Origin of the sequence: Thermogemmatispora carboxidivorans (assembly GCF_000702505.1) — a bacterium.
GTDB lineage: Bacteria > Chloroflexota > Ktedonobacteria > Ktedonobacterales > Ktedonobacteraceae > Thermogemmatispora > Thermogemmatispora carboxidivorans.
The window spans coordinates 431,144-451,351 of the sequence record NZ_JNIM01000001.1; the positions used below are offsets into that span (position 1 = coordinate 431,144).

The following is a 20,208-nucleotide window of genomic DNA, read 5'->3' on the forward strand; positions in this document are numbered from 1 at the left end:
CTTGCCCCCTGTTCCTGCTGCTCTGCTGCTCTGCTTGCCTTCCGGTGTGGCTTGCGGCGAACCTCATGCAGACGAGCGGCCTTCTGCAGCTAGCTCTCTCATTCGGCCATTTGCGGGACGATTCTAACATGGGCCCCTGGGGCCTGCAAGCTTTGCCGGCAGGACAGGGGCATATTGGGCTATCCTGACACACCACATCACTGCCATTTTTATTGTACCAGAGCCACGAGTGAGGCAAGGAAGCAGGCTCCCTTGCGGAAACGAAGGAGCGGTACTTTAGTACCGCTGGCAGCTACTTCAATCGGCAAGAGGGGAGCAAGGGGCTGCTCCCCAGCCGAGCGAGAGGCTGAGGCAGTCCAGGCTAGCGCAGATACGGCTGTTGGAAAGCCAGCAGCTGCCTGATCCCCTCTTGGGCCAGAGAGAGCAATTCATCCAGGCGTGCGCGGCTAAAGACCCCGCCCTCGCCAGTACCTTGAACCTCGACAAAGTCGCCGTGAGCCGTCATCACCACATTGAAATCCACCTCGGCCCGCGCGTCTTCCTCGTAGCAAAGGTCGAGTAGCGCCTCTCCCCCGACGATCCCCACGCTCACGGCTGCCACCGCAGTGCGTACCGGGTGAGCGGACAAAAGGCCGCCTTCTACCAGGCGACTGCAAGCCCGGTAAAGAGCCACAAAGGCGCCAGTAATGGCGGCTGTGCGGGTGCCCCCATCGGCCTGCAGCACGTCGCAGTCAAGAATCAGGGTACGTGTCCCCAGGGCCTCCAGATCGACAGCCGCTCGCAACGAACGGCCAATCAAGCGCTGAATCTCCTGAGTGCGCCCGCTGAGGCGTCCCTCGCGCTCGCGTGATGTGCGGGACTGGGTGGCCCGGGGCAGCATGCTATACTCGGCGGTGACCCAGCCCCGTCCGCTGCCCTCTAGAAAAGGGGGGACCTTCTCCTCGACGGTGGCAGCACAGAGTACCCGTGTGCGCCCGGCCTCGATGATCACCGACCCCTCCGCGTAGTCCAGATAGTCAACCGTGAGACGTAGGGGGCGTAGTTGAGTCTGAGAACGCCCGTCTGTGCGTATCATAAGCGAAGCCCTCTTGTTAATTTTGACCGGTTCAAAGCCTGGTTCCGAGTCATGAAAAATACTGAAGAAGGGTGCTCTAAGGGTGCTCTCTTGTGCTGGGTAATCCCTTCCGAGCAGAGAAGCCCCCCATTCCCTCAGCGAATATGTTACTATAACATAAGGGTGTCTCCAACAGAGGTAGCTGACCGTGCCTCACCTAAAGATGGCAGAGAAGGGGCTGTGTTCTCTCTCGTCGCCTCTGTCTTCTCGTACCTCAGCGTGAAGGGAAGCGGCGAGAAACGCACACCGGCCAGCCCGAACAAGAAGGGAGCGGACAAACGAGCGAGACAGCGAGAGAGATGAAGAGCAGCAGAAAGTCGCAGCCGAAGCGCGAACAACCTGTTAGAAAGGACCAACCTATGTCTGCGCATAAAACGCTGCATCCTGCGCAAGCGGAGCCACTCCATGCGCATCGTCTCATCATTGCGACCAACCGCGGTCCCGTTGAATTTTATCTTACACAAGATAAAGTCTTGAAGTCTCGGCGCGGAGCGGGAGGAGTTGTTACGGCTCTCATCGAGGCGGCCAGCCGCATGGAGGTCACCTGGGTGGCGATGGCGATGACCGAAGGTGACCGTCTGGCAGCGCGCAGCGCTGAAGCTGAGAGCGGGCGCATTCCCTCGCCGTTGCCGAACCTCAAGATGCAGCTTCGCTACGTCGTCATTCCCAAGACGGCCTACCGCAAGCACTACGACATCATCAGCAACCGGGTTCTCTGGTTCCTGCAGCATTATCTCTATGACCCTAGCAGCGACTCCTTTAACTATCAGCGGCTGCAGGATGCCTGGAAGAACGGCTACCGGGTGGCCAACCAGGCCATTGCCGAGGCAGTGAATGCCGAGATCGAGCGTGCTGAGACCACGCCGGTGGTCATGCTGCACGACTATCACCTCTATCTGGTAGCCGCTATGATCCGCGAGCGGCACCCTACCATTATTACCCAGCAATTTATCCACATTCCCTGGCCAGACAGCCGTTGCTGGCACTTCCTGCCCAGTAACATCGCCCAGGAGATTTATCGTGGCCTGGTGGGCAACGACATCGTTGGCTTCCAGACCGAGCGTGATGCGCGCAATTTCCTGGAAGGGGCGCGGACCATTCTCGAAGGAGCCGAAGTCGACTTTGAAGAAGGAACCGTTGTCTGGCAAGGGCACCGCACACTGGCGCGGGCCTACCCGATTTCGATCTCGGTGACTGAGGAGCGGCGCATCGTCCAGAGCCTGGCCGGACGGCGCGCTGCCGAAAAGCTTCTTCCCCTGTTAGGGGAGCAGACGATCATGCGCGTCGACCGCATCGAGCCGACGAAGAACATTCCTCGTGGTTTCCAGGCTTATGCCCAGATGCTGGAGGAGCATCCCGAACTGCGGGGGAAGGTGAAATTCCTGGCCTTTCTTGTTCCTTCCCGTCAATCACTGCCCGAATACAAGCGGCTCAACAGTGAGGTGCTCAAGCTCGTCGAAGAGATCAACGCACGCTATGGAGATGCCAGCTGGAAGCCCATCGAGGTCTTCTGCGACAATGACCGTACACGGGCATTGGCGGCCATGCAGTTTTACGATGTGCTGCTTGTCAACCCCATTATCGATGGGATGAATCTGGTGGCCAAGGAGGGAGCGGTAGTCAACAAGCGCGATGGCCTGCTTGTCCTCTCGCGCACCGCAGGCGCCTTCCAGCAACTTGGCAAGGCGGCGATTCCGACCTCTCCTCTCGATGTGGCCGAGACCGCCGAAGCGCTCTATGCTGCTCTGACGCTGCCCGCTGAAGAACGTGAGCGACGGGCCAGGCTGGCCCGGCAGATAGTGGAGCAGAACAATCTGCACACCTGGCTCACCCGACAAATTGCAGATATTAACGAACTCCTCGACCTGGCTCGTTTGGCGGCTGAGAATGAGGAGCGGCAGCCCGAACGGGATGAGTCGGAGAGTGAACCCGAGCTTGCGCCCAGCCCGTTATCTCTTTCAGCAGGATGACCCTGCTGCTAGATGCCGCTGTCTTCGGGCTGGCAAGAAAAGCGCGTGGAGGCCATCCACTACGCACGCTTTTCCTGCCAGCCTGGCGAGGATGCCCCAGTCTCACCCTCCAAAAAGGCCACCATTTCCTCCAGCAGGGCTGCCATGCCGGTCACTCCCTCGACGACGAGATCGGCCCGCTCTAAGAGCCGGGGAGGAGTGTCGGCGTGGCGCACAGCGATGGTCACTGCTGTCGAGCAGATCCCCTCTTCGCGCAAGCGAATCAGGGTCTCCACTCCATCCAGGTCAGTAGTGTCGTCTCCTGCGAAGAGCGCGCTATGTAGCTGATGTTGCTCGATGAAGCGCTGCAATGCCTGACCTTTGTTCAGGCCAGGTGCGCGCAGTTCGACAGCCATCTTTCCTTCTGTGAGCAGGAGGCCGCTCGCCTGCGCTGGCCCTCTTAGGAGCTCGAGGATTTGCTGCCGCGCCTGGACAGGCTCGGGGCAACGCCGATAATGAATGGTCCCGCCGATACTTTTGTGTTCGATCTGCGCACAGGGCAGCGCTGGCGCCAGCTGCTGCTCTGCTAACGCGAGCAACCGCTGCGCGGGGAGGCGGTAGGCTTCGGCCTCTGGAAGGAGCCTGATGGGATGGTGCTCCGGGAGGCCCTCGGCCCACTCTAAACCATGATTCCCGATGTACGTGATCTCGTCAACCCCTACCAGGGCCGCTGCGCTGGTGACTCCTCTGCCCGTAACCACCGCCACACTGGCGTAGGGCCGCAGGCGTTCCAGCAGGGAGGCCACACCCGGAAAGAGCCTGGCTGCTTCAGGTGTTGGCGCAATGGGGCTGAGCGTGCCGTCGATATCGAAAGTCAATCCACAAGGACGGGCGAGCAAGACGTTGCGTAGTACGGCGGTCAGCATGGTAGCCCAATGCTCCTTTGTTTGAAGCTGGTTGTCTGGGCGCGCGCCCCCCTTGCCTTCTGGGTAGGGTCGCGCGCTTTGCATTCTATCACGCGGTGTTGCCGCACTGCGTCTCACGTGGTACTATGTAAGAAAAAGAAAAGCATTGCAGATGCGGTTCCTTACCGCAGAGCTAGCCTCAGCTCTCAGGCCAGGTAGCCAGGCCGCTTCCTGCCCCCAAGTATGGCCCCCCGTGCGGGCAGGAGCGGGGACAGAGAGGTGATGCGACCGATCCCATTGCTGCTCATCTCTGAAGCATGGCGTGCCTGGCTCCGCTCTGTCCTGACCTGGCAGGCCGATGACTCTAACTCTGCGCGAGAGACTGATAGACTTCTGGATCTCATAAAGGGGGTTGGAGATGCCGCAGACCTGGCTGCAGTTTCTCAGTACTGTCGGCGGTATTATTCTGGTCGATCTTGCTCTGAGTGGCGATAATGCCCTGGTGATTGGCGCGGCCACTGTGGGCATCCCACGACAACGGCGCTGGGCTGCTCTCTCTTTCGGGGGCGGTCTGGCTATTTTCCTCCGTCTTACCTTCGCGGCTCTGGCCACCTGGCTCTTGCAGATCCCCTATCTCCAGGCCATTGGTGGTCTTGTTGTGCTCTCAATTGCTGTCCGCCTCTTTTTCAGCCGGGCGGCGGGAAAGGAGGAGCGTCAGGCTAAGAGCCTGGTCAGATCGGCCCCGGTGAGCGAGGTTTCGCGCGTCAGCCAGCCATTGAACAATGGACCGGCTAGTGTGCTGGGCAAGGTCCCCCATCTGCGGCGCCTGCTGGAGCGTCACCTCTCGCCGGAAAATAGCAGCTTTGTCCTGGCCATGCTCACCATCGTGGTGGCTGACGTCACCATGAGCCTGGATAACGTGATCGCCATCGGCGCCATTGCTCAGGGACAGCTCCCGGTCCTCATTATCGGTCTCCTGACCAGCATTCTGCTCTTGCTCCTGGGCAGTGCGCTGATTGCTGAGGTGCTCAGCCGGATACCTGGTCTCACGCTGGTGGCTAGCTTTATTCTGGCCTGGGTGGCGGCCAATTTGATCATTAACGATCCGGCTATCAGCTTTCTCCAGGACCATGAGCTGGCTGTCTACGGTGGAACATTCCTCTTCGTGGGTGTGATGGCGCTCATTGCCTATCTTCAGCAGCGCCATCAGCGGTACCTGCATTCTTCCTCGCCCCCCTCTCCCCGCTAAACTGGCCTGGGCCTGACTCGCCTCGCGCTGCTCCCACCTTGTCGCAACTAATCGACAGGAGGATAGTTTTCCTTGCCAGGAAAGATTGAGAGGGGAAGAGCAAAGAGCAGAAGGGACCCCCTCCAGATGGGGAGTCCCTTGTCGTGCAGCTCTTCTTTTTCTTGTTCTTGACGGGCGGGTTGCTGAGGGCTGCAGCTCAGCCCTCCTCACTGCTTTTCAAGCGATCCGGGTAGCCATGACCTCCCCGTCTCGCTCCCACTGCGCTGGCTTTAGGGCGAGACAGAGGGTACTGTCACCGACGGCAGAGGGTGGGCCGTTGGTGACGGCGATGGCGATGGTGTTGGAGACGGCGATGGCGATGGTGTTGGAGACGGCGACGGCGATGGCGATGGCGATGGCTTCTCTGTCGCTGTCGCCGATGGGACGGAGGTAGGCGAGCCAGTGCTGAGATTCACCACGTAGAGAATCACACTCTGGCCATTGGGCAGCTCCTGGCCGCTCTGAGGAGAAGTACGATCAACATAGTTGGCCGGCTTCGTTGGATCAACACCATCGGACTGCACCGTAAAGGGAATGCCCTGGCTACGCAGAATGCGCTCCGCTCCAGCCAACGTATTGCCCACGAGTCCATCGGGGACAATGACCCGTGTCGGTCGCTCTTGTAAGTCGACCAGGATCGTTGAGCCACGTGGGGCCAGGGCGGGCGGCTGCGGCGACTGCCGGATCACGTAGCCCGAGGTCAGGCCATTGTGGACCTGCAGCACAAAGCCCGCATTGGTCGCGCGGGTCAGGGCCTGCTGATAGGTGAGACCGATCAGCGAGGGAACAGGGACCTCGGGCGGAGCAGGGGTTGCCTGGGTAGAAAGGTGTAGAAAAGGCACAAATCCCAGGATAGAAGCCAGATAGATGCTGAAGCCGAGGAGCAGAACTGTGGCGATAAGGATAAGAGCAGTGATAATACCAGCTAGGCGTGAACCTCGCTCACCGGCGATAGCATCGCGCTGGAAAGGCCGGGTGGTGCCTGACTGAACAAAGCCCCCATAGGGTCCAGGCCCGGGAGCGGGGACCGCCTCGGGAGGGGCATAGGGAGAAGCTGCCAATGGACCGGCAGCCAGGGGGGGCTGATCGTAGCCTGGGGCGGCAGCTGCGATGGGAGCCTCGTTGACCAGACCATGCCCAACGCCGGAGGACGAGGGCCGGTAAGGAGAAGTGAGCACCGTTGGTGCTGCTGCCACATCGGCGACCGGCTCTGCAAGCTCGGTTTCGCCAAGGGCCTCCAGAGCGCGAGCTAAAGCGCTGCCATCGCGATAGCGCATCTCTGGTATCTTTTCCAGGCAGCGCAGAATAATCTCTTCGAGGGCGGGAGGAATAGCTGGATTATAGTGGCTGGGAGGGATCGGCGGGTCCTGGATATGCTGCATGGCCACAGCCACCGGGGTATCGCCCTCGAAAGGAGTGCGCCCAGTCAGCATCTCATACATAACGATTCCGAGCGCATAGACATCGGCGGCTGGGCTGACGATCTCGCCCTGGGCCTGTTCTGGTGCATAGTATTGCACCGTACCGAGAGTCATCCCCGTTGTTGTGAGACGCTCGGCATTGATATCCTTGTAGACGCTGGCGATACCGAAATCGGTCAGCTTGATCGAGCCGTCGCGCCCGACGAGAATATTCTGGGGCTTGACATCGCGGTGAACGATGCCGCGGCGATGGGCGGCGCCGAGGCCGAGAGCGACGTCGTGGGCGATAATCACTGCGCGCTCCACATCCAGCACTCCGCGTGAACGCAAATAGCGGCGCAGGTCTGTGCCCTCGACCAGCTCCATCACGATATAGTAGTTCCCATCGCTCTGCCCGTAGTCGTACACCTGCACGATATTAGGGTGCTGCAGAGCAGAGGCGGCCTTCGCCTCGCGCTGGAAGCGCGTGACAAACTTCGGGTCGGTACTGTAGACCTCGCGTAGCACCTTAATCGCTACAGGGCGATCCATGCGCAGGTCCCGCCCGCGGTAGATGGTTGCCATGCCCCCCCGACCGATGGGGTCCAATAGCTGGTATCGCTCGCCCAGAACTTCTGTTTGCATAGCTCTCCGCTTTGACCGTACAGCTTATCAGGAGGGGCCACAAGGGCCTTGGAGCCTGGCCGGGCCGGCCTCCCACCTCTCTCTCCTGTTTTGGCCTTGGCCATTCCTCGCTCTTCCTACCAACCAGCCTGCTCGTTTGCCTGTCCCCCTTCGCCTGTGGCCGCCTCTCGTGCCTCCTCTTCTCTGAGCCTGGTTGGCAGGCAAACGCTGGTCTGACCCCCTTGCCTGGCGACCGTTATTTCGTGCCAGGCTACTGCCTCTCCAGTCCCATGTATGCAACCTGGCCCGGCTCAACCACATCTGGTCTGGCCCGCTGCTTCCACGCTCCAGCGAGCGCGCCCTCCGGATGGGACAAGGTACTCTTTCACAATTGCCCTGCTATGGACGATAAACGCAGGATACCCGGTAAACTACAGTTCGCTCCTTATTGTAGCGCATCCTATCCCCATTGGGAACAGCTTTCCCCAGGCTGCTGTGCAAGACAGGCCAGCTTCCTCTTCTGAAATCAGCTCTGTTGCGCTCTTACCCCTGCTACTGGCCCGGGTGCGCCACTCGCCTCACCTTGCCTCATCTCGCGCTTGCTCCTCGTACTCCTGGGAGAGGATTGGAAGTCAGCAGCTCTCAGGTACCTGCTGGCTGGGGCAGGAGAACGCGAGTATCCCCCACTCGCCGCGTAATACGCTGCTCATCCATATGCTCCAGAAGAGGTAAAACGTACTTGCGCGTCGTTCCCAGCAGGTCACGTGCCTGAGCTACAGTAATGGTACCATGCTCTTGCAAATAGGATGTGATCAGTGCTACCGCTCTCTCGTACGCTTCACGCAGAAAAAGGATGGTACCATCCCCCATCTTCACCAGCTCGCCGCGCTCAAGCAGCGCGTTGACCAGCTCTGCCCCGATCAGGGCTTCGGCCTCCCCTCGCGTTGGTGGCATAAACGGATCTTCGCGAAAGGCCCGAACTAAACGTTCTACCAGTCTCTGCTGCTCTGCGCTGAAGGTTGGTGTAAACTCGGGGAGGCGGAGCAGGCCCGCGCCGCCAGCTTCCGTAAGCAGGCCCTCGCTGCGCAGAGTTTCGAAAACCTCCATTGCCAGGCGTGGCGGCAGGTGAAGGCGGGAGCGCCATTCCTCTTTCGACAGTCCGCTGCGCAAAGGAAACTGGGCATGGTAGTCGCGGACCAGGCGGAGGGCCGCCTCGCTGAGGGCCTGCCAGACACTCTGCGCGAACCAGTATGTTCCCATACGTCGCACTCGTCTCTGAGTTAACAACGTCTCCAGGGCCTGCCGCGTCACAGGCTGGGTGAGATTACTCAGGCGGGCCAGCTCGGCGGTTTCGTAGGCCGGCCACTGGAGATGGGGTGTGCCTGTCACGTGGCGTCCTGGCTGTTCGAGATGGGTCAAGACGATGGCTTCGGGATTGCCCTGAGCCAGGGTGGCCAGGTGCTGCAGCACCTCGCTGCGGCGTCGGCGGTGGTAGCGTGGGTGAGCGTCGACGACCTCGCCGCCCCCGATCGTCAGGCTGGGTGAGGGAATACGCACGATGAAGCGATCGTAGCGCTCAACCACGGTCGGCTGCTGGAGGCGTAGTTGCGCCCAGGTACTTTCACCGGGGGCCAGCTCGTCGCTCTCCAGCAGGCGCACGGTGGCCGCTACTACCTGGGCGCCGCAGTAGAAATCAACCAGGGCGTTGTGGCTCAGCGGACGCGGGGCATCGGCCAGCAGGCGCAGGCGGACATCGATCAGGGTGGTCGGTTGCTGCAGGCCCGGCAGGGTCACTACATCGCCTCGCTCTATTTCCTGATGTCCAATGCCGGCCAGATTGAGGGCCGTGCGTTCTCCTGGCTGGGCGACGGTTATGGCCTGCCGATGGCGCTGGAGGCCACGAATGCGGGCCTTGAGACCACGCGGCAGAATCTCGACCTCTTGCCCTGACTGGAAGCAGCCATCGATGAGCGTCCCTGTGACGATGGTGCCGAAGCCAGCGAGGGTAAAGACGCGATCAACGGGGAGGCGGGGGCGTCCCCGGTCGGGGCGCTCTGGCGCCCTCGCGGTTGCTTCTTGCAGGTGGCTCAGCAGGGCGGGTATCCCCTGGCCGCTGATGGCCGAGACGGGAACGATGGGGGCGCCCGCCAGACTGGTGGGCCGGAGCAGGGTGGCAATCTCCTCGCTGACCAGGGCCAGCCATTCCTCATCGACCAGGTCAGCCTTGGTCAAGGCCACCACACCACTGCGAACCTGCAGTAGGTCGAGAATGGCCAGATGCTCGCGAGTCTGTGGCATCGCTCCCTCGTCGGCGGCCACTACCAGCAAGGCAACATCGATGCCTCCCACTCCGGCCAGCATGTTCTTGATGAAGCCTTCATGGCCCGGAACATCGATGAGGCTGACCTCGCGGCCATCCGGCAAGGTCAGCCAGGCAAAGCCGAGATCGATCGTCATGCCGCGGACTTTCTCTTCGGTCAGACGATCTGGATCGATGCCTGTCAGGGCTTTGACCAGGGTTGATTTTCCGTGATCAATGTGCCCGGCTGTTCCTATACATGTCATAAGCGTCGTACGCGATGAATGCGATCGGGTCCCGACTGAGGTGCTCGCAATCGTCTTCTGCAGTTTGGTAGGCTGCTCTCCGCTTGAACCGTGGCAGAGAAGAGGGCCTCTCTACAGTATACATCGTTGTCTGCCGACTGGCTATGGAGGACTGCCAGTAAGAATGGAGCGGCTTGGCAGTGGCTGAGATGATGAACGGCTGGCCTGAGCCCGGTTGAGAAGACGGTCGGTCATTGAGAGTGAGGAGCTTGATTTTTGGTAGAGCATTGGCTACGCTAGCTGTGAGTGAAGGAACGGGCATGGCCTCGCCCGCCCTGCCCTGCCCTGTCTGCCCTGTAGCGCCCTGTTGTCTCGTTCTGCGTCAGAGGAGAAAGCACCATGACCATGACTCAACCATCCGCATCTGAAGGGGCCACGGCGCCTGTGGCCCGGCAATGGAGCTATGCCAGCGGTCCCAGCGATGTCCCGCTGCTGGGTCTGACCATCGGCGATCTCTTTGATCAGACTGTTGAGCGCTTCCCTGACCATCCTGCTCTGATTGCCCGCCATCAGGGGATACGCCTCACCTATCGCCAGCTGCAGGCCGAGGTGAATCGTTGTGCCAGGGCCCTGATGCAGCTCGGCATTCAGAAGGGCGAACGGGTCGGGATCTGGGCCCCCAACTGTGCCGAGTGGTGCATTACGCAGTTTGCAACGGCCAAGATCGGGGCCATTCTCGTCAATATCAATCCCGCCTATCGCCTGCATGAGGTCGAGTATGCTCTCACTCAGTCGGGTTGTAAGGCCCTGATCACCGCTGCCGCCTTTAAGTCCTCCAACTACGTCGAGATGCTGACCGCACTGGCACCTGAGCTGGCAAGCTCTGCACCGGGCGAGCTGCATGCCGCACGGCTGCCCGAGCTGCGCCTGATTGTCCAGCTCGGCGAACAGTCGGTGCCCGGTATGTTGCGCTGGAGCGAGCTGCTGGCCCAGGCTGAGGCTGTCAGCGATCAGGCATTAAGTGCAAGACAGAGAGAACAAGAATTTGATGATTCGATCAATATCCAGTATACTAGCGGCACGACCGGGTATCCCAAAGGGGCGACGCTGAGCCACCACAATATTCTCAATAATGGCTATTTCGTGGCTCGCCTGCAGGGCTTCACCCATGAAGATCGGCTCTGTATTCCAGTGCCGCTCTATCACTGCTTTGGCATGGTGATGGGCAATCTGGGCTGTGTGACGCATGGGGCGACGATGGTCTACCCGGCGGAGAGCTTTGAGCCGCGGGCTGTGCTGGAGGCGGTCCAGGAGGAGCGCTGTACGGCCCTCTATGGGGTGCCGACCATGTTCATTGCCGAGCTGGAGCATCCCGACTTTGAGCAGTTCGATCTGAGCAGCCTGCGCACGGGCGTGATGGCTGGCTCTCCCTGCCCGGTGGAAGTGATGCGCAAGGTCATTGAGAAGATGCATATGAAGCAGGTGGAGATCTGCTACGGGATGACGGAGACGTCGCCCGTCTCGACCCAGACCAGGCTCGATGATCCGCTGGAGAAGCGCGTGAGCACGGTGGGGCAGGTACACCCACATCTAGAGATCAAGATTGTCGATCCGGCGAGCGGCAAGGTGGTGCCTGTCGGCCAGCCGGGCGAGCTGTGTACGCGCGGCTATAGCGTGATGCTGGGGTATTGGAATAATCGCGAAGCCACAGCTCAGGCCATCGATCGGGCACGCTGGATGCACACCGGCGATCTGGCGGTCATGGATGCCGACGGGTACATCAACATCGTGGGGCGCATCAAGGATATGATCATTCGGGGCGGTGAGAATGTCTATCCGCGTGAGATTGAGGAGTTCCTTTATACGCATCCCAAGATCAGTGATGTCCAGGTGATCGGGGTTCCAGATGCGAAGTATGGCGAGGAGATCATGGCCTGGATCAAGCTCAAGCCGGGTGAGCAGGCTACGCCGGAGGAGATCCGCGCCTTCTGTCAGGGGAAGATCGCTCATTACAAGATCCCGCGCTATATCAAGTTCGTGGACAGCTTCCCGATGACGGTGACGGGCAAGATCCAGAAGTTTGTCATGCGCGAGCAGGCTATTCAGGAGCTGGGCTTGCAGGAGGCTGCTCGTATTCAGACGGCCTAAGTTTGGGTGCTCTATAAGCGTATGCCTTGGCCAGTCGTGTGTAGGCGATGGGTCTGGCGCCAGGGGAGCAGCCACCCCCTGGCGCTTGTTTCGTGATTGTAATGCTTTTCTTTGTCTTGCTGGAACTGGCTTCCCTCCGTAGGCTGCCTTACTCGTCAGACGCCTCGGTCCGCTTGCCTGCCGAGCAAGGGCCAGCCCCTCACTCTCGCTCGCTTGCCGAGCGATGATGTCGACGTTTGGACTGGGAGGAGGGCGGTGCTTCTGTTGGTAGCGCCAGCAGATCATCAACCAGGCGGCGAAAAAGCGTGACCAGGAGCTGCCAGTCTTGCTCGTCCCAGCGCGCAAGGATGGGTTGTAGTAGCCGCTCACGCGCCGCTTCCACTCTTTGGACGATCTCCTTACCTTGGGCTGTCAGCATGACCTTGCGTTCGCGTCGATCGCGCTGCCCAGGAGCGCGCACGACCAGCCCCTGACGCTCTAAGACCGCCACCTGCCGGCTCACTGTGCTGTGATCGCGGTCAACCAGCCCGGCAAGGTTCATAATCCCTACAACCTGGCAACGATCGATGGCGACAAGTAAGCGCAAGAGAGCCCTCTCAACGACGATGCCCGCTTCTCGATAAAGGGCTTGATCGCGCTCTGGCTCATTGATCAGGCCGATGAGATCAAAAAGGGCCTCATAGAATCGGCGAATGCTTTCGTCCATGTGCGTGTAGTATACACGGACCTCCTTGACATGTCCACCCTGGGCGGCTATAATAGATGCGTGTAAAATACACGCATCTATTCAGAGAGGAAGAGAAAGCTGAATGAAGGCAGCTCTGATTGTCAGATTGGGGGAAGCGCCGGTCTATAGTGACTTTCCTGAGCCTGTACCGGCTGAGGATGAGGTGCTGATCCAGGTCAGCGCAGTGGCACTCACGCCTGTGACGCGCAGCCGAGCAGCTGGCCGCCATTACACGTCGGCAGAGAGTCTACCACTGATCCCCGGCGTCGATGGGGTAGGCTACCTGGCTGATGGCCGGCGTGTCTACTTTGGTGCGCCCAGGAATCCCTTCGGCAGCTTGGCTGAGTACACAGTTGTCAGGAAGGGGCGCTATATTCCTGTGCCGGATCATTTAGATGATGTCACGGCTGCAGCTCTGGCCAATCCCGGCGCGTCCTCCTGGCTTGCTTTGCAAGAGCGTGCCCGGCTGCAGCCAGGTGAAACGGTGCTGATCAATGGGGCGACGGGCATCGCTGGACGGCTGGCTATTCCTATTGCCCGCTATCTGGGCGCCACCAAGATCGTTGTCACCGGGCGTAATGAGGAGATCCTGCGCTCCCTTATTTCTCAGGGAGCTGACATCACATTGTCATTACGGCAGGATGACGATCGATGGCTAGAGGTCTTCAAGGACGTCTTTCGTGAGGGGGTCGATGTGGTTCTTGATTATCTCTGGGGACCCAGCGCCGAGCGGTTACTGATGGCTGCTGCGCTGACGGCGATGGAAGAGAGGCCAGTACGCTTCGTGCAAGTAGGCTCAATCAGTGGCGAAACGATCGCTTTGCCGGCTGCTGTTCTGCGTGCTGCTCCTATCGAGCTGCTCGGCTCAGGTATTGGCAGCGTTTCACTCCCACGCATGCTTGAGGGGGTGGCTGCGCTGTTTGAAGCCAGCGCCTCGCTCAGATTGACTGTGCCGACCAATACCAGGCGCCTCTCGGAGGTCACGACTGTCTGGTCCTCTCAGGAGGAAGCTCAGCATTCGCGGACAGTCTTCTTGATAAATGCTGGCAGATCTTGATTCTCTTTTCCTGCTCTTGGTGTTTGAGTGGCGGGCGCCCGTGTGGCTGCAGCGGCGTGCTGGGAGCTGAAAGAATGCTGAGATCGAGATCCAGACGATTGATTGCGTGTGTGCGCGGTGGATGGGTATCGGCGATGCTGGCAATCTGGCGCTCTTCGATGCTGATGGGTGCTATCGGCTGTGAGGGGTGAGCGCCATCGTTGGCCAGACTTGATGAATCCGGCGCCAGGGGGGGAGCTGCTCCCCTGGCCTTCTGGGGAGTGCTAGCGAGCAGCCAGGCGCACAATCTCGACCAGGGCTTTGAGGAGGCAGGCATTAGGTTGGAGCGGAATCCAGGTGCGATACCAGTCCGAGGTCCGTCCCTCGCGCCGAATGACGATGCGCTCTGGCCCAATCTCCAGCGCTTCGACCTGGCTCCAGGGTAAGAAATCCCCTTTGTTCCATAGGCCGTCTCGGCTGACGAAGAGCGGATCAAAATTCAAGGTTTCGCCCCGTTGATAGCCTTCCAGAAGGGCAGGGAGGTGGGTGGCGACAAAATAGCTCTCGATGGTATCGCAGATGCGCGCCCGTTCATGTTCATTCAGTTTATGAGAGGTGGAAATCTCGAAGATGTTGCCTTGCTTGTTCCTGATCTTGATCGTATCGAGGTCCTTTACTCTTTCGGAGTGAGTATCGCTGCTGTTCTCGTAGGTGCCTCGCCAGAGTGTCTTGATCTCCTTCCAGGGAAAGATCTGCTGGCTGAGAGGGCTGGTGTATATAAAGCCGTTGCTGAAGAGATCGAGGCGGCTGCGGGAAGTATCGAATGTCCAGCAAGCCCAGAGGACTAGCAGGCCAAGGGTTACCCCCAGTGCGATCAGAGCGCCAATGGCAAGCGGACTGCCGACGAAGATCAGCTCCATGAAAAGCAAAGCAAGGAGGAGAAAGAGGCAGCCCCAGGTCTTCTGGGGGAGTCTATAGCTAAAGAGCCAGTCGCCAAGCCCCCTGGCCTCTGCCTGTCTCAGGATAGAAGAAGGAACTGGCTGCCAGGGTGAGAATTCTTGCTGCATAGAGGCCCCACCTTCGTTCACGAGAGGACTCTCAGCTGCGGCGGCCTTCCCGCCTCTGCCAAGAATCTGCACGTTGCAAAGCCTGTTCACTGAGACATTACCATGAGGGCTAAGCGAAAGGCAAGGGTATTTGCTGTTGTTCGCTCTTGCTGTCGCAAGGATCTCACTGACAGATGGCTAATGCGGCACAGCTGACTCGTACATTGCTGCTCGTGGTAGACAAGAGGCCCTCCGACAAGTGTTGGCCAGAAAGAAATCGGGGTTCTCGTCTGAGTGCCTGCGACAACGCTACCAGGCTTTTCGCCCCCTGCTGTAAAGCGATTAGAACCATCGACCGAGCCACGGCTTCTCTTGTAGCGTCTTCTGCACCTCCTGAATATAATGAATGGCGCCGCTATCGTACCACTGGCCACTGAACCAGGAGCCCAGGCAGCCCCAGATATCGCCGGCGTGATAGCGTGGGTAGCCCGCGCTGGGCGTCGCGGCCTGCAATTGAGTCGCCAGGCCCTCATAGCACATGCGCATCATTCCGTAGACGTAGTCGGCATTAAAGGCCGTATCATCGCGCATCATCGGCCACTCATGGCTGAAATAGCGATAGGTGATTTGCAGCAGACCATAAAAGGAAGGGCAAGATGAACCGTTCCAGGTGCCCGGCGGACAATAGCGGCTCTCGGTGGTCTTGCCTGCCGCCGTGCTCTGGTGCCACCACGACTCGACTGCCGCCTGAGCGCGCACCAGATCGGCGTTGACCCCCCACTTGCAGGCCACCCACTGGATAATCTCATCGGTGGTCCCAGTAAAGTTGCCGCTAATGCGCGTGCTGTAGCGATTGGCCTGGGAGTTCTGTGTATAGGTAGGATAGAACTGATCGATCGCTGCAAGCTGCTGAGCTGTAGGCACACGGTGATTGGCTGCGGTGTTGTCTGGACGCGGCTCCCACGAGCTGTAGTGGATGCTGGCCGCGCACTGCTGATCAGAAGGAAGAGCAGCTCCTACAGCGCTGATCAGGCCCTGTACAGCGGGAGCCGTCGCCGCCGCGGTGACGGTCGCTGTGCTGGAGAGCGGCGAGGGGGTCGGCAGCGCTGCCGGCTGAAAGGTCATGGCCCCAACAGTGGGGGTCAGAGGCCGTAAGCCCGGGTCAGCCGATGGGCTGACAGGCTGCTGTCTTCCTTCACAGGCGCTGAGCAGCAGGGCACCCATAAGTAACGCAATCCTGGCCACCTGCTGTGGTCGTTGCCACGCTCGCCGAAGCAGGCCGCGAACCGTCAGTCGTAAGATCCAGCCTGGAGCACAGCGCATCCTCATGGTCAGATCTCGCCCGTTCTTGTATCAATATATGTCATCTAATCTATCTATAGAACGAAGCAAGATCGAGATCTTCACTGGAGGCTACCGGACTGTCCTCTTTCGCCTTAGCTTGCAGCCTTGTCGTGGGCAAGCCCTACCGTGGAGAAGTGGCGCTCAATCGATCCGTGGCACGCGCGCCAGAATCTCCGACACCACCTCATAATTGATTGTCCCCAGGCGTTCGGCCACCTGCTCCGCTGTCAGTGTTGCCTCGCCCTGGCGCCCGATCAGCACCACCTCATCGCCCACGCGCACCCCGGGGATATCCGTCACATCGATCATACACTGATCCATACAGATCCGGCCCACGATAGGGGCTTCCCGGCCATGAAGCAGAACCGAACCCCAGGTACGGGGAGCGCGTCGGAAGCCATCGGCGTAGCCGACCGGCAGGACCGCAATGCGCGTCGGGCGTGTGGTCACATAGGTACAGCCATAGCCGATACACTCGCCCTCTGGGACGAGCTTCACCTGAGCCACCTGTGTCTTAAAAGAGAGTGCTGGCCGAAATCCCGGAGGCAGCCGGACCTCCGGCGAGGGATCGAGACCATAGAGGGCGATCCCGGGCCGCACCATATCGAAATGTGCCTCTGGCACTGTCAGCGTTGCGGCGCTATTGGCTGCATGGGCCAGCGGTGGGCGCAGTCCCTCGGCCTCCAGGGCCTGCAGCACCTGCTGAAAGCGGGCCAGCTGCTTGCGGGTATAGGACTGATCGCGCGTATCGGCCATTGCGAAGTGAGTAAAGACCCCCTCCAGCTCCAGACCTGGCAAGCGGGTGATCTCACGTGCCAGCTCCACAATTGCCTTGATCTCCTCAGCGCGGATGCCCAGGCGTCCCATGCCTGTATCCACCTTCAGGTGAACCTTCACCGTACGCTGCAGGGCCTGGGCAGCGCGTGAGAGTGCCTGTGCGGCTTCGCTCGAATAGAGCGTAATCGTCAGGCCCAGGCGGATTGCCTCGCGCATCTGCCAGTGAGGCACATAGCCAAAGACCAGGATCGGGGCCGTAATACCCGCCTCGCGCAAGGGAGTGGCCTCGCTAACCGTGGCCACGCCCAGTCTGCTGGCTCCATTCAGCAGCACTGTGCGAGCAACCTTCAAGGCCCCATGTCCGTAGGCGTCGGCCTTCAGACTGGCCAGCACCTGCACGCCGGGTCCTACCAGTTCCTTGATGCGCCGCGTATTATGAGCGATGGCGCTCAGATCGATCTCCAGCCAGGTTGGCCGCTCCGGGCGCATGCGCACAATCTGTTTCCAACCTGGCGTCTGGCGGACCAACCGCTCGGGGGCCTGGGCAGGATCTGCCAGCAAGCGCTCCGTCACGCGCTCCATGCGGGCCTCCTCGGAGCCTTTGACGAGCACCACATCGCGAGGCTCTCCTTCTGCTGGCTGCCCGGCCTCTTCCAAGAGAGCGAGCACGGCCTGTGCTGCATCCTCATGGGTCGAGGTCTGGACGATGCGCTCAGCGGGTAGGCCGGCATCGCGCGCCGCCTCAGCGATCAGCGCCGCTCGTTCGCCGCGGGTCACCAGATAGTCGACCTGGGCTGCAGCCGTCTGACCGACGAGAGTGTGGCCCTCCTCTTCGAAGCTTCCCAGATTCAGCATATCGCCCAGCACAGCGATGCGTCGTCTGGCCGGCAAGCGTGCCAGCGTCTCCAATCCTGCCAGCATTGAAGCCGGTGCTGCATTGTGCGTATCATCCAGCAGCCAGGTTCGCCGCAGGCCGGGCAGAGGATTCAGGCGACCTGGCAAAGGAGCAAATTCCGCCAGGGCCGCGATGATCTGCTCAGCGGGCAACCCGCACAAGCGGCCCACGGTCCAGGCCGCCAGCATAGTTGTCACGAAATGCGTGCCGAGCAAGCGCGTTCTAAGTACCGGCCCACTGCCTGGCCAGCGGGCTTCTGTCCCTTGCCAGGAGACGAGCACCTGCTCCAGAGCCGCAGCGGTAAAAGCCTGGAGCTGGTGATCCTCGCCCTGTCGCAGCAGGCGGCGAATCAGCGCATCGTCCCCGTTGACCACCAGCGTGCCCTCGGCGGGCAGATAAGTAGCCAGGCTGGTCAGCTCCGCGGCCAGGCGCTCCAGGCTCCCGAAATACTGCAACTGGGTTGGGCTAATGTTGGTCAGCACTCCAATGCGAGGCTGAGCGATGCGGCAGAGATCGCCGATCTCACCGGGGTGGTCGCAGCCCAACTCGACGACTGCATACTCATGGTGCTCCTCCAGGCGGCCCAGCGAGAGGGGCAGGCCCAGCAAATCGTTATAATTCTGCCAGCTCCTGAAGGTGGCAAAATGGCGCTCAAGCACATGGGCAATAGCTTCCTTCGTCGTCGTTTTCCCGGTGCTCCCTGTGACCGCGATCACCGTAGGCTGCCAGCGGGCCAGGATCGCCCGCGCATAGGCTTGCAGCGCCTGACGTGTATCTGCGACCACCACCACTGCCGTGCCGCTCTCCTGCATAACGGCGCACTGCTCCTCGGAGAGCGTGCTGAAGTAGCGGCCCTCGATCAGCAAGCCCCCGGCTCCGCGGCGCAGAGCATCTTGCCAGTAATCGTGTCCGTCACCGCGCTCGCCGCGGACAGCCACGAACAGCTCGCCGGGCAGCAACTGACGTGTATCGTGGTTGAAAGCTGGAAACTGCTGTTGACGTCCAGAAAAAGCTAACCTCCCTCCAGTCGCCTCCAGAAGGTGATCCAGCAAGATCATACAGCCGACCTCTCCTCTCAGGCTCACGCAGCGCCATAAATTAGCGGGCCAGCACGTAGTACATCGCGCCCACTTGTTTTATCATACCCTTTAGTTCCAGGGTCAGCAACGTCGCGGCCACGCTTGACGCGGACAATCCTGACGAGCGAATCAGCTCATCGATGTGGCGAGGCTCATGGTTCAGCAAGGCCAACAATTGGCGTTCGAGCGGGTCTTCCGGCAGCGTCTCTTGCAGCTCCAGGCACTGTGAAACCGTAAACAGGTTGAGCGTATCCAGGATATCCTGGACACCGGTAATCAAATGGGCGCCATCCTGAATTAAGCGATTGACCCCCTCACTCCCGCGGGAAAACATATTGCCGGGGACAGCAAAGACATCGCGGCCAGCCTCCAGCGCGTGACGGGCCGTGATCAACGCGCCGCTCTTCTGAGGAGCCTCGGTCACCACAACGCCCAGCGCCAGGCCGGCGATAATGCGATTGCGGGCGGGAAAGTTGCCACTATCAGGGTAGACTCCGGGAGGATACTCGCTGAGCAAAGCCCCCTGGCCAGAGCTGACGATGCGGCGCGCCAGATTGACATTCGACCCTGGATAGAGGACATCCAGGCCGCAGGCCAGGACCGCGATCGTGCGTCCTCCAGCCGTCAGAGCCGCCAGGTGAGCTGCTGTATCGACGCCGACCGCCAGACCACTGACAATCGTCACCCCGTGGCGGGCCAGGTCCGTCGCCAGATGCTCTGTTACCAGCTTGCCATAGGCGCTCATACGACGAGTGCCCACGATAGCCAGAGCACAGCGATCATTGGGGCTAAGCTGGCCCCGCAGGTAGAGCACGGGAGGCGCATCGCTCAGGCGCCGCAAGGCTGGCGGATAGAGCTGATCCCTGAGTGTCAGCGCCTCAATATCCAGACGCTGCAAACGAGCAAGCTCCTCCTCGGGAGCGATCAGCGTGCGCTGTCGGAGCAAGCTTTCTACAAGACGGGTGTGAAGACCGGCGTAGAGCAGCTCGGCGCGTCCAGCTTTCCAGGCAGCAGCCAGCTCACCGTGGAAGAAAGTCAGAAGCTTCTTGAAGCTGGCTGGTCCGATGCCGCGGATGCGACTAAAAGCTACCCAGTACGAGCGTTCTTCGTCAGAAAGAGGATCGCAGGTGAAATCGTCAGAGGAGGTGGGGGTGCCCGCTTGGGCCGATGCCGGAACTGGGCGAGCAGTCATGTCATCCGTTAGATCACTCATCATACACGTCCTTTCCACATCACACACAGCTCATCTTTCTGTGGGGAGGCCCTTCCCCCTGCTAGCCTCTCTCATTGTGGGCCAGCTGGCTCCCTTGCCAGAGGTAGGGCAGCTATTGC

General features: G+C 60.4%; 13 protein-coding genes. 4 read left to right on the top strand and 9 right to left on the bottom strand.

Annotation, left to right across the window (positions count from 1 at the left end):
- Nucleotides 1–361: 361 nt before the first annotated feature.
- Complete coding sequence (gene rph / locus N688_RS01735) at nucleotides 362–1,072, bottom strand: ribonuclease PH (protein WP_202901995.1); 711 nt, start codon at nucleotides 1,070–1,072, stop codon at nucleotides 362–364.
- Nucleotides 1,073–1,473: 401 nt separating this feature from the next.
- Between rph and N688_RS01740 the strand changes: the two genes are divergently transcribed.
- A complete protein-coding gene (locus N688_RS01740; RefSeq protein WP_052887679.1) occupies nucleotides 1,474–3,084 on the top strand; it encodes an alpha,alpha-trehalose-phosphate synthase (UDP-forming) in 1,611 nt (536 codons plus the stop codon).
- A gap of 59 nt (nucleotides 3,085–3,143) precedes the next feature.
- Here the strand turns inward: N688_RS01740 and otsB are convergent, their stop codons facing one another.
- Complete coding sequence (gene otsB, locus N688_RS01745) at nucleotides 3,144–3,989, bottom strand: trehalose-phosphatase (protein WP_052887680.1); 846 nt, start codon at nucleotides 3,987–3,989, stop codon at nucleotides 3,144–3,146.
- A gap of 397 nt (nucleotides 3,990–4,386) precedes the next feature.
- Between otsB and N688_RS01750 the strand changes: the two genes are divergently transcribed.
- Entirely contained in the window at nucleotides 4,387–5,217 is an 831-nt protein-coding gene (locus N688_RS01750) for a YjbE family putative metal transport protein (RefSeq protein WP_052887681.1), read from the top strand.
- Between the two features lie 269 nt (nucleotides 5,218–5,486).
- Here the strand turns inward: N688_RS01750 and pknB are convergent, their stop codons facing one another.
- Nucleotides 5,487–7,301 carry a Stk1 family PASTA domain-containing Ser/Thr kinase gene (gene pknB / locus N688_RS01755; protein ID WP_052887682.1) on the bottom strand — a complete coding sequence of 605 codons (1,815 nt, stop codon included), beginning with the start codon at nucleotides 7,299–7,301 and terminating at the stop codon, nucleotides 5,487–5,489.
- Between the two features lie 621 nt (nucleotides 7,302–7,922).
- Complete coding sequence (selB, locus tag N688_RS01760; RefSeq protein ID WP_052887683.1) at nucleotides 7,923–9,845, bottom strand: selenocysteine-specific translation elongation factor; 1,923 nt, start codon at nucleotides 9,843–9,845, stop codon at nucleotides 7,923–7,925.
- 378 nt (nucleotides 9,846–10,223) lie between these two features.
- Here selB and N688_RS01765 point away from each other — a divergent pair, with 378 nt between their 5' ends.
- Entirely contained in the window at nucleotides 10,224–11,972 is a 1,749-nt protein-coding gene (locus N688_RS01765) for an AMP-binding protein (protein ID WP_272945026.1), read from the top strand.
- Between the two features lie 199 nt (nucleotides 11,973–12,171).
- On the opposite strand, the gene N688_RS01770 is transcribed toward N688_RS01765, so the two are convergent.
- On the bottom strand, nucleotides 12,172–12,678 hold the full coding sequence (locus N688_RS01770; protein ID WP_052887684.1) for a MarR family winged helix-turn-helix transcriptional regulator: 507 nt from the start codon (nucleotides 12,676–12,678) through the stop codon (nucleotides 12,172–12,174).
- 103 nt (nucleotides 12,679–12,781) lie between these two features.
- Here N688_RS01770 and N688_RS01775 point away from each other — a divergent pair, with 103 nt between their 5' ends.
- Nucleotides 12,782–13,756, top strand: coding sequence for a quinone oxidoreductase family protein (locus N688_RS01775; RefSeq protein WP_052887685.1), 975 nt, complete (start codon nucleotides 12,782–12,784; stop codon nucleotides 13,754–13,756).
- 263 nt (nucleotides 13,757–14,019) lie between these two features.
- Here N688_RS01775 and N688_RS01780 read toward each other — a convergent pair whose 3' ends face one another.
- The 4 genes from N688_RS01780 to dprA all read right to left on the bottom strand — a co-directional run bounded on the left by N688_RS01780 (nucleotide 14,020) and on the right by dprA (nucleotide 20,092).
- Complete coding sequence (locus tag N688_RS01780; RefSeq protein WP_052887686.1) at nucleotides 14,020–14,802, bottom strand: DUF6585 family protein; 783 nt, start codon at nucleotides 14,800–14,802, stop codon at nucleotides 14,020–14,022.
- 321 nt (nucleotides 14,803–15,123) lie between these two features.
- Entirely contained in the window at nucleotides 15,124–16,005 is an 882-nt protein-coding gene (locus tag N688_RS01785) for a hypothetical protein (RefSeq protein WP_052887687.1), read from the bottom strand.
- A 261-nt stretch (nucleotides 16,006–16,266) separates the two neighbouring features.
- Nucleotides 16,267–18,855 (bottom strand): alanine racemase, encoded by a 2,589-nt coding sequence (gene alr / locus N688_RS22135; RefSeq protein WP_081838405.1) that lies wholly within the window; start codon nucleotides 18,853–18,855, stop codon nucleotides 16,267–16,269.
- A gap of 40 nt (nucleotides 18,856–18,895) precedes the next feature.
- Nucleotides 18,896–20,092 carry a DNA-processing protein DprA gene (gene dprA, locus N688_RS01795; protein WP_202901816.1) on the bottom strand — a complete coding sequence of 399 codons (1,197 nt, stop codon included), beginning with the start codon at nucleotides 20,090–20,092 and terminating at the stop codon, nucleotides 18,896–18,898.
- Nucleotides 20,093–20,208 lie beyond the last annotated feature (116 nt).